The following is a 14,544-nucleotide window of genomic DNA, read 5'->3' as shown; positions in this document are numbered from 1 at the left end:
AACCGCCACTGCATGATCTGATTCGTTTTGACGGGAAGTGCTTGTCCCGCTGCTGCAATTTCGGGCGCTCCAGGCTCAAAAACCTTGACAGATCCGGCTTTTCCCGTGGTATAGACCCGCCTTGCGAGAGGCCGCGCCGCCGATAAGCCGGGGGCGCGGCCTGCTTTTTTCATCCCGCCGGCCTCGCGACAACCGGCACCGGCTCCGCAGGAAAACCCTATCACTGAAAAGGAAACTGTCATGACCGCCCCCGGTTCCACCTCTCCGCTCTATGCGACATTCTCGCGCGCGGACGTGGCCTTCGAACGAGGCGAGGGGGCCTGGCTCATCGACAGCCGAGGGGAGCGCTGGCTCGACTTCGGGTCCGGTATCGCCGTCAACGCCCTTGGGCATGCCCATCCGCATCTCGTCGCGACCCTGAAGGCGCAGGCTGAGAAGGTCTGGCATGTCTCCAACGCCTTCCGCATTCCCGATCAGGAGCGGCTGGCCGAGCGTCTCGTCGCCAACACCTTCGCCGACCGTTGCTTCTTCACCAATTCGGGTGCCGAGGCGCTAGAATGTGCCTTCAAGACGGTGCGCCGCTATCACTGGGCGAACGGCCATCCCGAGCGCTTCCGCATCATCACCATGGAAGGCGCCTTCCATGGCCGGACATTGGCGACCATCGCCGCCGGCGGTCAGGAAAAGTATCTCGAGGGCTTCGGACCGAAGGTCGACGGCTTCGACCAGGTCCCCTTCAACGACATCGCGGCGGTCAAGGCGGCGGTGACGGCGGAGACCGCCGGCATCCTGGTGGAGCCGATCCAGGGCGAAGGCGGCGTGCGCGTCATTCCCCCCGAGAGCCTCAGGGCGCTCCGGCAGATCTGCGACGACAACGGCCTGCTGTTGATCTTCGACGAGGTTCAGTGCGGCTACGGGCGCAGCGGCCGGTTCTTTGCCCATGAATGGGCCAGCGTGACGCCGGACGTGATGGCCGTGGCCAAAGGCATCGGCGGCGGCTTCCCGCTCGGCGCCTGCCTTGCCACGGAAGCCGCGGCCGCAGCGATGAAGCCGGGCGTGCATGGCACGACCTATGGCGGCAATCCGCTGGCCATGGCCGTCGCTAATGCCGTTCTGGACGTCGTGCTGGCCGATGGTTTTCTCGAGCGGGTGCGTGCCGCCAGCCTGCGGTTCAAGCAGGCGCTGGCCGGCATCGTCGATCGTCATCCGGACCTCTTCGAAGAGGTGCGCGGAGAAGGCCTGCTCATCGGCCTCAAGTGCAAGCGCCCGGTGGCCGAGATGAACGCCGCCTTCCGCGACCAGCACTTGCTGACCATCGCAGCCGGCGATGGCGTCGTGCGCCTGCTGCCGCCGCTGATCGTCAGCGACGAGGAGATCCTCGAGGCAGTGAAGCGCGTCGACGACGCCGCGATCGCCCTCTCCACCGCATCTTCCGCTGCCCACGGGGCGGCCGCCGCCAAGTCGGCCTGAACGAGACCACAGACATGACCGAGCCCAAGCACTTTCTCGATCTCACCGAACTCTCCGGCGAGGACCTACGCGCCATTCTCGATCGCGCCCGCGACCTGAAGTCGAAGATAAACGGCTGCCGTCCGGGCGTCGGCCCGCTGGCCGGCAAGGTTCTGGCGATGATTTTCGAGCGCCCATCGACGCGCACCCGCGTTTCCTTCGACGTCGGCATGCGTCAACTGGGTGGCGAGACGGTGATGCTGACCGGCGCCGAGATGCAGATCGGCCGCGGCGAGACGATCGCCGACACCGCCCGCGTGATGTCGCGCTACGTCGACGCCATGATGATCCGCATTCTTGACGTCAACGCCCTGCACGAGCTGGCCGAATACGCCTCCGTTCCGGTGATCAACGGCCTGACCAAGGTCAGCCATCCGACGCAGGTGATGGCCGACATCATGACCTACGAGGAGCATCGCGGTTCGGTGGCAGGCAAGACCTTCGCCTGGACCGGCGATGGCAACAACGTGCTGAACTCGCTCGTTCACGCCGCCGCCCGCTTCGGCTACACGATGCGCATCGCGACGCCCAAGGAACTCGCGCCCGCACAAGGACCGATCGACTGGGCGCGCGCCAATGGTGGCCGCATCGAGGTGACCAACGACCCCTTCGAGGCGGTCGACGGCGCCGATGCCATCTTCACCGACACCTGGGTGTCGATGGGCGACGAGGAAGGCGAACGCCGCCGCCACAACCTCCTCACGCCCTATCAGGTCAACGAGCGCCTGATGGCTGCCGCCGACAAGGACGCCGTGTTCATGCACTGCCTGCCGGCCCATCGCGGCGACGAGGTGACCTCGTCGGTGATGGACGGACCGCGGTCGATCGTCTTCGACGAAGCCGAGAACCGCCTGCATGCCCACAAGGGCATCCTGGCCTGGTGCTTTGGAGCCATGGAGGACTGATGAGCGCCGTCGATCGCCCCCTCATGACCGCCGGCATCGACGATGCCGTGCTGCCGTTCGCCGTCGAGGCCCTCGACCTGCGCGGCCGCGTCGTGCGGCTTGGGCCGGCGATCGACGCCCTGCTCGGACGCCACGACTATCCGCCGGCCGTCTCGCGCCTCCTGGCCGAGGCGGTGGCACTTACCGCCCTGATCGGCACCTCGATGAAGTTCCAGGGGCGGTTCATCCTGCAAACGCAGTCGGACGGGCCGGTCGGCATGCTGGTCGTCGACTTCAAGGCACCGGATGCCCTGCGCGCCTGCGCCCGCTTCGATACCGACGCGGTGGCTGAGGCCGTCGCCGCAGGGCGTGACCGCCCTGAGGATCTCCTCGGTCGCGGGCATCTGGCAATGACCGTCGATCAGGGCGCCCACATGAGCCGCTACCAGGGCATCGTCGAGCTCGACGGCCGATCGCTGGAAGAGGCCGCCCACGGTTACTTCCTGCAGTCCGAGCAGATCCCGACCCGCGTACGCCTGGCCGTGGCGGAGGTCCTGACGCGCGACCCCGGCCGTGAACCGAGGCGCGCCTGGCGGGCAGGCGGACTGTTCCTGCAGTTTCTGCCGGAGTCCTCCGAGCGCACCGGGCACCGCGACCTGCATCCGGGCGATGCGCCGGAAGGAACGCCGGCAACCGTCGAAGAGGATGACGCCTGGGTCGAAGCGCAGAGCCTTGCCGGCACGGTGGAGGATGTCGAGCTGACCGACCCCGGCGTCAGTGCTGAGACGCTGCTCTACCGCTTGTTCCACGAGCGTGGCGCCCGCGTGTTCGAGCCGCAACCGCTCATCGAGCGGTGCCGCTGCTCGCGCGACAGCGTCAAGGCGATGATCGCCTCGTTTTCACCCGCCGAACGCGTGGACATGGTGGAAAACGGCCGGATCGGCGTGACATGCGAGTTCTGCTCGACGCGTTACGACTTCGACCCGAAAGAGTTTGAAGCGAACGAGCAGTGAGACGGAATGCGTCTGCCGCGCTTCAGCGCTGCGAATGTCCATAGAGCGGCAGGTCGAACGGCTGGCGGCGGTAGGCGCTGAATAGCTCCAGGCTTTCGAAATGATCGAAGGCGATCTCGGACGCCTGCGGCAGGGCAGCGAGCGAAAACCAGCGCTGCTCGTCGCTCTCGTCATCGGCCATGCCGACCTTTTCGCCGGCAACGCACATGTGCACGAAGCTGATGTTCTGGCGATCTTCGCCCGGACGATCCGGCCGATCGATGATCCGCAGCAGAGCGATGTCACGAATCCGATAGCCGGTCTCTTCCAGGATTTCCCGCGCGGCGGCTTGCGGCAGTGTCTCGTCGCGCTCGACAAAACCTCCGACGAGCGCCCATTTGCCGCCTTCGAGCAAATGCTGGCTCCGCTTGACCAGCAATACCTCGTTGCCGCGCAAGACGATGTTGTCCGTTACGACATGCCGCAATGCCGCGCCGTGGCCGCTTTCAAACCTGCAGGTGATCACGGAGTTCACTCCCGGGGATCCATAGCGCCAAGGCTGGCATCCCATCCGCCAGATCAGGCGGCCTTCGGGCCGCCGATGCTGAGCGTGTCGGAGCCATCGCCGCCGCGATGGCGCTCGACCTCAGCCTTGAGACGAGCGGCCTCTCGGCGGCTCTGCCGAGCGGCACGCCGGACGTGGCCCTGGCCGAACCAGGAGCCGACGCCGCCGATCAGCACGCCAAGCGCCAGCGTGGCGAAGAACACCACGTAGAGGGGCACCGTGAGCGAGAAGAAGGGTGCCGACGGGTTGAACGGGTCGAGCACCAGCGTCACCGGCTGATTGTTGACGACGGCGAGCGCCACTACCACGATGGCCAGCGGGCCAAGGACGACGATCCGGAGAAAGGTCTTCACGGGGGCGTCACTCCTGCGCCGACCGAGGTCAGCTTACCTTGCCGTCGTTGAGGCGTTCGCGCATTTCCTTGCCCGTTTTGAAGAAAGGCACGAACTTCTCGGACACCGGCACCTTCTCGCCCGTGCGCGGGTTGCGTCCGGTGCGGGCTGGCCGGCTCTTCACCGAAAAGGCGCCGAAGCCCCGGAGCTCGACGCGATCGCCGCTTTTCATGGCATCGACGACGGTGCCGAGGATGGTGTTGACGATGTTCTCGATGTCGCGCTGGTAGAGGTGCGGATTCTGGGCCGCGATACGCGCAACCAGTTCAGACTTGATCATGGGCGAAAAGCTCCCTGCCGGCTGAGCGAATGAAAAAAGTCATTGAAGGTCCGAGCTTTGAGGGTGCCAAACCGACACGAGCCCGTCAAGCCGACCTTCGCCGTTCCATGCGGAAAGGTCAATGCCGACCATGCGACCGACCGCCGCCATCGCGCGGTCGGCCAGACCCAGGCCCGCATAGGGCCGCTCTGGCGACCAGTCGACGACCTTGAGATCCTTGTCGATCCCCTTGGTGCCTTCCAGCCAGGCGATGGCCTCGTCCTCGCCGCCGATCTCGTCGACGAGGCGGAGGTCGAGCGCCTGCCGTCCTGAATAGATGGAACCATCGGCGGCCTTCAGGACGTCGGCTCTCTGAAGACCGCGCCGCTCGGCGACGATATCGACGAACCAGGCGTAGGTGTCGTCGACGAGCCGCTGGATCATGGCGGCGGCGCCCGGTTGCTCGGGATAGGTGAATGGCGAAGGCTCGGCCTTGAGCGGCGCCGATTTGATTGTCTTCACCTCGACGCCGATATTCTGCATCAGCGCACCGACGTTGCCGTACTGAAACAGCACACCGATCGAGCCGGTAATGGAAGTGCGCTCGGCGAAGATGCGATCGGTGGCGATCGCGGTCATGTAGCCGGCCGAGGTGGCGAGCGTACCCATGGTGGCGACCACCGGCTTCTTCGCGGCAATCTCGCGCAAGCCGTCGTAGAGTTCCTCGCCTCCGACGGTGGTTCCGCCGGGACTGTCGATGAAAACCACCACCGCCTTGACCGCGTCGGAAGACGCTATTTCTTTCAGCATCTTGCGCTGGCCGGCATCGGCGAGGATCATGCCGGAGACGGTAACGCGAGCGATGTGTGGGCTCCCCTTGCCGGACACCCCTCCGCCGGCAAACACTCCGAGGGCCACCGCGAGTCCTATGGCAAGCACCAGGGTGATGCCACGCCACAGGTACAGCCGCCGTCGCAGACGCCGCCGCTCCACGATCGCATCCGCATCAAGGGTCATCAGGCGCCTCTCCGCTTGCCGGTTCAGATTACCCTGAGGTAGCAGCCCGCCGATCAACGAGCAAGGCAAACCGACGGCCGGCTCAGGAGCGCAAGGCAGCGCTACCGGAAGTTGACTACAAGTCTAGTCAAACACTGCTATACTGGTAAAAAGAAAAAGGGCGTCGTGTTCAGCGACGCCCTCGTTTATGACCTTGCGATGCCAAGCATCGTTTGAGGTCGGCAAGCCTCGAAGGTTGAGGCCCGTCTTGACGTCCGGACTCTTATCGAGTGGACAGTTACTAATATTGCCCCGATGCTTGCGTTCGTCAAGGATACCTTGGGAGCACTGGTAATAATTCGTAGAAAGAAAAAAGGCCCGCGCGGGGCGGGCCTTCTCTTTGTCCGAAAGCTGCAGGCTTGCGCCGGCTTATTCGCCTTCCTGGCGGGCCTTGAGGGCGGCACCGAGGATGTCGCCGAGCGAGGCGCCCGAGTCGGAAGAGCCGAACTGAGCGACGGCTTCCTTCTCCTCGAAGATCTCCAGGGCCTTGATCGACAGACCGACCTTGCGGGTCTTCTTGTCGAACTGGGTCACGCGGGCGTCGAACTTCTCGCCGACAGCGAAGCGCTCGGCGCGCTGGTCGTTGCGGTCGCGAGCGAGGTCGCCACGACGGATGAAGGCGGTGATGTCGGTGTCGACGATCCGCACTTCCAGACCGGCTTCCTTGACCTCGACCACCTCACAGGTGACCACGGAGTTGCGGCGGATCTCGCCAGCCGACTCCATCGGGTCGCCGCCGAGCTGCTTCATGCCGAGGCTGATGCGCTCCTTCTCGACGTCGACGTCGAGAACCTGCGCCTTGACGACGTCACCCTTGCCGAACTCTTCGATGACCTGCTCGCCCGGACGGTTCCAGTCGAGGTCGGAGAGATGGACCATGCCGTCCACATCGCCGTCGAGGCCGATGAACAGACCGAACTCGGTCTTGTTCTTGACTTCGCCTTCGACCACCGAACCGACGGGATACTTCTCGAGGAAGGCTTCCCAGGGGTTCTGCAGCGTCTGCTTGAGGCCGAGGGAGATGCGGCGCTTGACCGAATCCACCTCGAGAACCATGACTTCCACTTCCTGGCTGGTCGAAACGATCTTGCCGGGATGGACGTTCTTCTTGGTCCAGCTCATCTCGGAGACGTGGATCAGGCCCTCGATGCCCGGCTCCAGCTCCACGAAGGCGCCGTAGTCGGTGATGTTGGTGACGCGGCCCGAGAACTTGGCGCCGACCGGATACTTGGCCTCGATGGCATCCCAAGGATCGTTCTCAAGCTGCTTCATGCCGAGGCTGATGCGGTGCGTCTCCTGGTTGACGCGGACGATCTGAACCTTGACCTGCTGACCGATCGACAGCACCTCGGACGGGTGGTTGATGCGGCGCCAGGCGATGTCGGTGACATGCAGCAGACCATCGATACCGCCGAGGTCGACGAACGCACCGTAATCGGTGATGTTCTTGACGACGCCGTCGACGATCTGGCCTTCTTCGAGGCTCGACACCAGCTCGGAGCGCTGCTCGGCGCGGGTCTCTTCGAGGACGACGCGGCGCGACACGACGATATTGCCGCGGCGCTTGTCCATCTTCAGGATCTGGAAGGGCTGCGGCGTGTGCATCAGCGGGGCGACATCGCGCACCGGGCGGATATCAACCTGCGAACGCGGCAGGAAGGCCATGGCGCCATCGAGGTCGACGGTGAAGCCGCCCTTGACCTGGTTGGAGATCTGGCCGACCACCTTCTCGTTCTTCTCGAAGGCAACCTCGAGACGGACCCAGCTCTCTTCGCGGCGAGCCTTGTCGCGCGACAGAACAGCTTCACCGAGCGCGTTCTCGACGCGCTCAAGGTAGACTTCCACCGTATCGCCGACCTTCATCTCGCCGTCGCGAGCCCGGGCGCCAAACTCCTTGAGCGGCACGCGCCCCTCGACCTTCAGGCCGACGTCGATGACGGCGAGGTCCTTCTCGATGGCGACGATGGTGCCCTTGACGACGGTGCCTTCAGCTACGTCCGAAGCGGTGAGGCTCTCGGCGAGCAGGGCGGCGAAGTCCTCGCGGGTGGGATTGAGTTGAGACATTGAAACTCCTGGGGTGCCGGGCTCGCCCGGCGGCGTCGGCTGGTAAGAGTTGCCCCGTCCCTCCGATCCGGTGAAACACCTGACCCGGCCATAGGCAGGGTGCCGACGCGACTTCGACCGGATGGACGAGGATAAACAGCTTCACGGGCGGGGCCTGGGGCACCTCCCGAAAGTCGGGCTTCTATAGCGGAGGTTGCCGACGGCATCAAGGCATAAAAAGGCGGAATTTAGCGCCTTTTACCCTCTTCGGAGAAGGTCTACCGCGCTTGTTGCCAATTTTCGACGACGGACAGCGCCTTTGCCAGCACCTCGTCCGGTCCCAGGGCGGAGGTGTCGATGACGACTGCATCGTCGGCCGGCCTGAGAGGTGCCTCGGCGCGGCCGCTGTCGCGCTCGTCGCGGGCCTTCACCTCGGTAAGGATCGCCTCGTAGTCGACCGCCCTGCCCTTGGCGAGAAGCTCGTCGGTACGGCGCCGCGCACGCACCTCGGGACTTGCGGTGACGTAGAGTTTCACGTCGGCGTCGGGGCAGATCACCGTACCGATGTCGCGGCCGTCAAGGACGGCGCCGCGTGGCCCGTGAGCGAAATCCCGCTGGAAGGCGACGAGGGCGGCGCGAACGCCGGGATGGATGGCGACACGCGACGCGAGCTCGCCGGCCTCACGCCCCCTGAGGTCGGTCCGCCGCAGGTCATCCGGCGTCAATCTCTGGGCAACGACGGTGGCCGCCCGGGCATCGTCGAGATCGAGTCCGGCGATCTGCATCAGCTTGCCGATGGCTCGATAGAGAAGTCCGGTGTCGAGATAGGGCAGGTCGAGTCCGGCCGCGAGGCTTTGGGCCAGGGTGCCCTTGCCGGCCGCCGCCGGCCCGTCGATGGCGATCAGCAACGGTTTTTTCGGCAAGAGGCCGGATATCTCAGGCATCGGCCGCATCCTCCGCCTCGAAACAGGCGCCGAGGCCGAGCATCAACGCTTCGAACGTCGGGAAGGAGGTGGCGATCATCGCGGCATCATCGACGCTTACCGGGTTGCCGGCCACCATGCCGAGCACCAGGAAACTCATGGCGATACGATGGTCGAGATGGGTAACGACCCGCCCTCCGCCGTTTATCCGGCCACCACGAACCGCAAGCCAGTCAGGGCCTTCCGAACAGGTGACGCCGTTGGCCTTCAGGCCGGCGGCGACAGCGGCGAGACGGTCGGACTCCTTCACCCGCATTTCGCCGATGCCGGGCATGCGGGTTTCGCCGCTGGCCGCCGCCGCCGCGATGGCGAGGATGGGATATTCGTCGATCATCGACGGCGCCCGCTCGGCCGGCACCGTGATGCCCTTGAGTTCGGCATGACGGACCCGGAGGTCGGCGAGGCGCTCGCCGCCGGTCGTCCGTTCGGCCGTCACCTCGATATCGGCGCCCATTTCAAGAAGCGTGTCGATAAGACCGATGCGGGCCGGGTTCATCAGCACGCCCTCGACCGTAACGTCGGACCCTTCCACGAGAGTCGCCGCCACGATCGGAAAGGCTGCCGACGACGGATCGGACGGTACGTCGATCACCTGCGGCTTCAGCTCGGGCCGGCCGGCAAGGGCGATTCGCCGACCACCATCCGGCTCGCTGACGATCTCGATGTCGGCGCCAAACCCCTTCAGCATGCGTTCGGTATGATCGCGGGTGAACACGGGCTCGATGACCGTGGTGACACCCGGCGTGCCGAGGCCGGCAAGCAGGACCGCCGATTTCACCTGCGCCGACGGCACCGGGAGCCGATAAGTGATCGGCAACGGCAGACGCGGGCCGCGCATGGTGAGCGGCAAGCGGCCGCCGGAGCGGGCGATGACCTCGACGCCCATTTCGGACAGTGGCTCCAGCACCCTGCCCATCGGCCGCTTGATGAGGGAAGCGTCGCCCGTAAAGGTAACGGCGATCGGCTGGGCGGCGGCGAGCCCCATGGTGAGACGCACGCCCGTGCCGGCGTTGCCGAAATCGACGATGCCGGACGGCTCCAGCAAGCCGCCGACGCCGAGACCGCGCACCCTCCAGGTGCCATCGTCGTCCCGGATGACCGTAGCGCCGAAGGCGCGCATGGCCGCCGCGGTGTTCATCACGTCCTCGGCCTCCAGGAGGCCAGTAATCACCGTCTCGCCAACGGCAAGAGCGCCGAGCATCAGCGCGCGGTGCGAGATCGATTTGTCGCCTGGAACGCGGACGCGACCCTTGAGCGGGCCGGATTTCCGAGCGATCAGCGGGCGGGCGGTCGCGTGGGAAGCCATGGGCGGACACCTGATACCAGCGCGCGAGATGCTCGCGCACGCGCTCATAGAAACTGACGGACCTCTCCTTGCCTGAGGCAGAAGCAATCCGCAAACGGAATGTCGGGGGTCATTGTCCCAACGACTCCCGGCATGACATCTTCTCCGCGACGGTTTGCCACGGATGACGGGCCGGCTCTAGCATAGCCGGAGGGGCGCGTCACTTGCTTGCCACGGCCGCCAACTCGGGGTCGGCCGCCCGGACCGCCTGCCATCGCCACCAATTCACCTTTGACAGAGCCCCCGGTTTGCCTATATGTGCCTGCCCGATTCCCTGACAAACGCGAGGCCGACCGTGGCGAAACCTGAACTTGGGCTGAAGCGTCTTTGCCCCAGCTGTGGCGCGAAGTATTACGATCTGAACCGTTCCCCCATTCTCTGCCCGAAATGCGGCACCCAGTTCGACGCCGGACTGGCGGCGCGGGCACGGCCAGCGACCGCCGTTGACGACGAAGAAGACAATGAGGAGGAGGTCACCGAGGTGGGCACTCTCACGCCAGAGTTCGTCAGCCTCGAAGATGCCGAGGATGCCGACGGTGACGACGTGCCCGACATCGAGGATCCCGATATCGAGGACGAGACGCCGGAAGACGACGTGTTCCTCGAAGAAGAGGACGAGGACGGCGGCGACATGTCCGACCTGATCGGCGACGTCGGCGACGAGGAAGAGCACTGAGCTCCTCCTCTTGTTGAGAGACAGACAAGGCCGGCTGGCGCTCCCAGTCGGCCTTTGTTTTTGGCGACGAACGCCCCGAGACACGGCAACCTATTAGAAAAGCTCGGAAATCCGCCTCTTTTCCAAAAAGATGACGGAAAAATCGCGAGAGCCTGAAAAACCTCTTGATCGGCGACGGAATGCTGAGTATATCCCGCCTCGTTGAGCCGGCACCCACACCGGCGGCGCCCGAAAGCGAAAGCCGGACGGCCCTTCCGAAACCGGAAACGACACCTGATGGGGCTATAGCTCAGCTGGGAGAGCGCCTGCATGGCATGCAGGAGGTCAGCGGTTCGATCCCGCTTAGCTCCACCAATTTTCTTTTCTTCGATAATATAGAAGCTAAATCAAGGCCTTAGGCTGAAGGTTAGATTGCGTGCGTACCCCGCCGCGTACCCTAATTGCGTACCCCGTGGTCCACACATTCGAGGCGCCGTTTCGGCAGCCGAAAAGACCGCCGAGCCCCGCCCTTACGCGGAAGCCCAAAGTCTCATCGCTAGGGTACCAGAGGCAGGCAACAAGCCGACCCTCTCGGCAGTCGTAGACCCTAAGGACAGTCGGAAGAGCTTGGCGGTGGCATTGGGTTGGCACCATGCGCTTTGGGGATATGTCCTATTCGATGCTCTTGCATCTCCCTCCCCATCAAGGGCGGCGCTTCATGGGGCATGCTGGACACTTGAAGCATAGACTTGAAGTCATCGGCTTCATGCTCACTTGGTGCTCTTCCTCAGCTCACCTCATGCCTCTCCTCGGTCTTGCTGGGGCAGGGCGCCAGGGCATACCTCAAGGCATTCTCCCGGACACCTCCATGTCAGACCCTTAGGTCTTGGGACCATAGGAGAGGTTGCCCTCATTCCTCCTCACTCCCCCTAAGTCCACAGCCATGCACCATGCCGATCTTAGTGCCACCCGATGTCCGGCATGGTGGCCCTCCTTGGTAGTGAGCAAAGGTGCATGAAGGAGACTTCAAGTCGACCATGTGGTTCATAAGGCCATGCCGCTCTCTTGATGGCAGGCTCGATGTTGGCATGGGATGCGCTTGATGTGACCATCCGGGGTGTCTCTCAGCGGGAGGGGATGGATAGAGATGGTCTATTCTCCTTTCACCACCTCCTCCCTCAGAACGGTGCACGGGGGCCTCTAGCAGGGCTCGAAATGATCCGTGCGGGCGGCCTGAGGACGGCCTTGAATAGCCCTTAACGCGTTGATGTTGAGAGGATAACTGGCAAAGACTTCTCTATATACCGAGAGGGAAACCCCTTTAGAAGCCAGATAAGCGCACCCCTCGGAGTTCACATTTTGCGGACGACTGGCAACTCAACACCAATCTCTTCGCGAGCGGCTTCCTGAAGCGCCGCCTTGGCTAGCTCGGCCCTTGACGCGGCGACCATGATGCCGTCGTGCATGCCTAGCCCGGTGATATTCAGTGCCGTCAGCTTCAACAGAGCGCGGACCAAAATGTTGCTCTCCGTCCGGAACAGGCTGTAGCAAAGGCCACGCTCAACGGCGGCTTCAAGGCCGGGGATGCTGTTGAGAATGGCCGACCGGACGGCTACGGCGGAACGCAGCTGAGGCGGCAGGCCGGGACCAACACCCGCCGGCAACTTCGCCAACGGACTTGAGCGACCGAGGAGGTTGAGAACGACGGTCTTTACCGCCTGTCGATGTTCTTCCGTCTCAACTCCCGGAATGGCGCCGTAGAGGTCTCCATCTGGCAACGGGGCGCCGACGGAATGCAGCGCTAAGCGGACGAACATTGAGGAAAAATCGAGGTCGGAAATCTGGTCCTCGCCGTCGATCCTGATAAACCGCCGTTCGGCCTTTGGCAGCGACATCCACCAGCCACCGCCAAGCCGGCCACCGTAATCGAAGATGGCTCGGTCGGTCTCTATGAATGGCGGGAGGATGAAAGAGCGGTGCAGGGTCTTTCGCGTAAGGTCTACTGCGACATTACCGAAGAAACCGATGTCGGCGTTCCTGAGCCACCGGTTGATCATGACCAGTTCCTCACGGAATTTTCGGGTCTCGGCGGTGTCCACATAATCGAGATTCTGGCCGAACTTGACGCCACCTGGCCGCAGTCTCACGTTGCGGCGGAGGATAACTAACTCCCACCCGTCAAGCCTCTGAAGGTCCCTATCCGTGGCTGCTATCGACGCCTGATCCAGCAGGGAACAGAACTTCCCGGTTACAACAACATGGCTGGCAACGCCGATCTTTCTAGACGCACGGACCTCGACGTAGCCCAAGGTTTCTAGGGTGAGGAGCCACTCCCTCAGCTTTCGGAAGCCCGGCCGGTCGTATCGGCTTTGCTTGTCTGTCGGTCGCGCCAGGAGGACGAGGAGCTTTCCCTCTGGCTGGTAGAGCGCGGCCCGAACGAGATTCGCCGTGACGCTCTCGATGCCAAGCCGCAAGCCGTCCTCCATGCTGCTGGAGCGACTGCGCTTCCGCCGTTCCATAGAGGTTATTTCAGCAATGAGATGTCCAACAAGCGGATGGAGGTGGCCATCGCTGGCCTCGGGACTGCGCAAAGCCAGCCACGGGTCAAACATGCTCGCCCACTCGGAGATATCCTCCAAGCTAGCGACATCGGAGTTATCGGCGGTGCGGTGATGAGGCATGGTGGAAAGTGCGGCTCATGGGAAGAGGGCAACCGAGAGGTCGACCACCAACGGCAGCCAACCTCTCGGAGAGTCAACATACGTGAGGAGCCCCTGCAAAACCACGCAAGGCGATCTGCCACGGAAAACGGTATCGCTCAGGCCATGACGGCAGAGCGGAATAGCGGCATTCAAAGGGCTAGACCCCAACAGGGCGCGAGTACGCAGCGAGTTTGAAATGCCTCACGGAAGACTGCATTCGATCATGCCGTCATCCGGATCACCCTGCTCGGTCACTGACTAACAGGGGCGTCACATCAACGATGTGGGTTAGCGGTACAAATGCCACAACCGCAGTCATGGGCTTAGGCGGCATCTTTCCCGTTGAAGCCGTTGAAGCCGATTTGAGGGGCTTGAAGAGCTTTCAGACGTTTCAAGTCTGGCGAGCCTTTTTCGGCTTTGCTCCGGCCTACGGTGATGTGGTTCTCGTTCAAGCAACGAGACACTTCACGCCAGATAGGGCGTCCCTTGAAATTCTCTCTCTCCCACTTGATGAGGAAGTCCTTTGAGAATGCGCCGTGGAACGCTTCATAGTCGTTAAAGAGCCTTACATCCGAATTTGGAGGAACAAAACTCAACGCGTCCAGAAGCGCGGCAGCATACAGTTCGTCTGGGGCGTCGGTGAGAGGCATCTCTGAGGTAATCTTGGATCTGTTTAACCCAGAAACCACGCCATCAATCTCTAGTTCCCACCACACAACTCCATAATGAGGACCTTTGTTGGCCTGCATGTAAAGAATGGCTTGGTGACGACATGACGCAACTATGTTGTCGGTAGGCGAACTACTCAATATTGATACCTATTGTTCGGCCTAGGGGTGAAGCCACGAGTCCAGGCCGATTGGACACGCGGTTTAGCTTGTTGGGCTCACTTGCCAAAGATCGCAGCGCGACGGGTCAATCCTTTTGGACTGTGCCAGCTGCTCGCTCGTGGTCATAGCTACAAGCGACACCGTGAAGTATAGCATATTTGCGCTTCATTTTCTCCGACGGAGTAAGGCCAACAACCATAGGGAGCGCAGATTTGCTTTTGCATGTGCCATAGGCGCACGAACAGCACCCCAATCTGTACGGACCGCTCGGCCTCGCCTTATCTCTCGGGAAAGTGGCACCATCTGCTTGAATGGCGTCGCCCTAACAC

The 14,544-nt window shown here is 63.2% G+C and carries 13 protein-coding genes and 1 tRNA gene; 5 read left to right on the top strand and 9 right to left on the bottom strand.

The window, feature by feature from the left end; translation table 11 throughout:
• Positions 1 to 240 precede the first annotated feature (240 nt).
• From QQZ18_RS18755 to QQZ18_RS18745, 3 genes are read left to right on the top strand one after another with little or no spacing between them, the layout of a single operon-like run.
• On the top strand, positions 241 to 1,470 hold the full coding sequence (locus tag QQZ18_RS18755) for an aspartate aminotransferase family protein (RefSeq protein WP_284542478.1): 1,230 nt from the start codon (positions 241 to 243) through the stop codon (positions 1,468 to 1,470).
• A 14-nt stretch (positions 1,471 to 1,484) separates the two neighbouring features.
• On the top strand, positions 1,485 to 2,414 hold the full coding sequence (gene argF, locus QQZ18_RS18750; RefSeq protein ID WP_284542477.1) for an ornithine carbamoyltransferase: 930 nt from the start codon (positions 1,485 to 1,487) through the stop codon (positions 2,412 to 2,414).
• A complete protein-coding gene (locus QQZ18_RS18745; protein ID WP_284542476.1) occupies positions 2,414 to 3,406 on the top strand; it encodes an Hsp33 family molecular chaperone in 993 nt (330 codons plus the stop codon). Before argF ends, QQZ18_RS18745 begins: the two co-directional genes overlap by 1 nt.
• Before the next feature lie 22 nt (positions 3,407 to 3,428).
• Here QQZ18_RS18745 and QQZ18_RS18740 read toward each other — a convergent pair whose 3' ends face one another.
• The 7 genes from QQZ18_RS18740 to aroA all read right to left on the bottom strand — a co-directional run bounded on the left by QQZ18_RS18740 (position 3,429) and on the right by aroA (position 9,989).
• Positions 3,429 to 3,956 carry an NUDIX hydrolase gene (locus QQZ18_RS18740; protein ID WP_284542475.1) on the bottom strand — a complete coding sequence of 176 codons (528 nt, stop codon included), beginning with the start codon at positions 3,954 to 3,956 and terminating at the stop codon, positions 3,429 to 3,431.
• 8 nt (positions 3,957 to 3,964) lie between these two features.
• Entirely contained in the window at positions 3,965 to 4,303 is a 339-nt protein-coding gene (locus tag QQZ18_RS18735) for a LapA family protein (protein ID WP_284542474.1), read from the bottom strand.
• A gap of 28 nt (positions 4,304 to 4,331) precedes the next feature.
• Positions 4,332 to 4,622 carry an integration host factor subunit beta gene (ihfB, locus tag QQZ18_RS18730; protein WP_100081969.1) on the bottom strand — a complete coding sequence of 97 codons (291 nt, stop codon included), beginning with the start codon at positions 4,620 to 4,622 and terminating at the stop codon, positions 4,332 to 4,334.
• A gap of 39 nt (positions 4,623 to 4,661) precedes the next feature.
• Positions 4,662 to 5,618, bottom strand: coding sequence for a signal peptide peptidase SppA (gene sppA, locus QQZ18_RS18725; RefSeq protein ID WP_284542473.1), 957 nt, complete (start codon positions 5,616 to 5,618; stop codon positions 4,662 to 4,664).
• A gap of 408 nt (positions 5,619 to 6,026) precedes the next feature.
• The gene (rpsA, locus tag QQZ18_RS18720; RefSeq protein WP_284542472.1) at positions 6,027 to 7,721 is read right to left on the bottom strand and encodes a 30S ribosomal protein S1; all 1,695 of its coding nucleotides are present in this window, start codon (positions 7,719 to 7,721) and stop codon (positions 6,027 to 6,029) included.
• Between the two features lie 257 nt (positions 7,722 to 7,978).
• A complete protein-coding gene (gene cmk, locus QQZ18_RS18715) occupies positions 7,979 to 8,644 on the bottom strand; it encodes a (d)CMP kinase (protein WP_284542471.1) in 666 nt (221 codons plus the stop codon).
• Positions 8,637 to 9,989: a 3-phosphoshikimate 1-carboxyvinyltransferase gene (gene aroA / locus QQZ18_RS18710; protein ID WP_284542470.1), complete on the bottom strand. Its 1,353-nt coding sequence runs from the start codon at positions 9,987 to 9,989 to the stop codon at positions 8,637 to 8,639. Before aroA ends, cmk begins: the two co-directional genes overlap by 8 nt.
• Before the next feature lie 334 nt (positions 9,990 to 10,323).
• On the opposite strand from aroA, the gene QQZ18_RS18705 reads away from it, so the two are divergent.
• Both QQZ18_RS18705 and QQZ18_RS18700 read left to right on the top strand, forming a co-directional pair.
• Positions 10,324 to 10,704 (top strand): TIGR02300 family protein, encoded by a 381-nt coding sequence (locus QQZ18_RS18705; protein WP_284542469.1) that lies wholly within the window; start codon positions 10,324 to 10,326, stop codon positions 10,702 to 10,704.
• Positions 10,705 to 10,982: 278 nt separating this feature from the next.
• Positions 10,983 to 11,058: transfer RNA gene (locus tag QQZ18_RS18700), tRNA-Ala, on the top strand.
• A gap of 977 nt (positions 11,059 to 12,035) precedes the next feature.
• Here QQZ18_RS18700 and QQZ18_RS18695 read toward each other — a convergent pair.
• Together QQZ18_RS18695 and QQZ18_RS18690 are read right to left on the bottom strand one after the other, a co-directional pair.
• Complete coding sequence (locus QQZ18_RS18695) at positions 12,036 to 13,157, bottom strand: hypothetical protein (protein ID WP_284542468.1); 1,122 nt, start codon at positions 13,155 to 13,157, stop codon at positions 12,036 to 12,038.
• A 551-nt stretch (positions 13,158 to 13,708) separates the two neighbouring features.
• On the bottom strand, positions 13,709 to 14,134 hold the full coding sequence (locus QQZ18_RS18690; protein WP_284542467.1) for a hypothetical protein: 426 nt from the start codon (positions 14,132 to 14,134) through the stop codon (positions 13,709 to 13,711).
• Positions 14,135 to 14,544 lie beyond the last annotated feature (410 nt).

The sequence above is a fragment of the Pleomorphomonas sp. T1.2MG-36 genome (assembly GCF_950100655.1).
Taxonomy (GTDB): domain Bacteria; phylum Pseudomonadota; class Alphaproteobacteria; order Rhizobiales; family Pleomorphomonadaceae; genus Pleomorphomonas.
The sequence above is the reverse complement of the archived record's forward strand: the minus strand, read 5'-3'. Positions and strand labels throughout refer to the sequence as shown.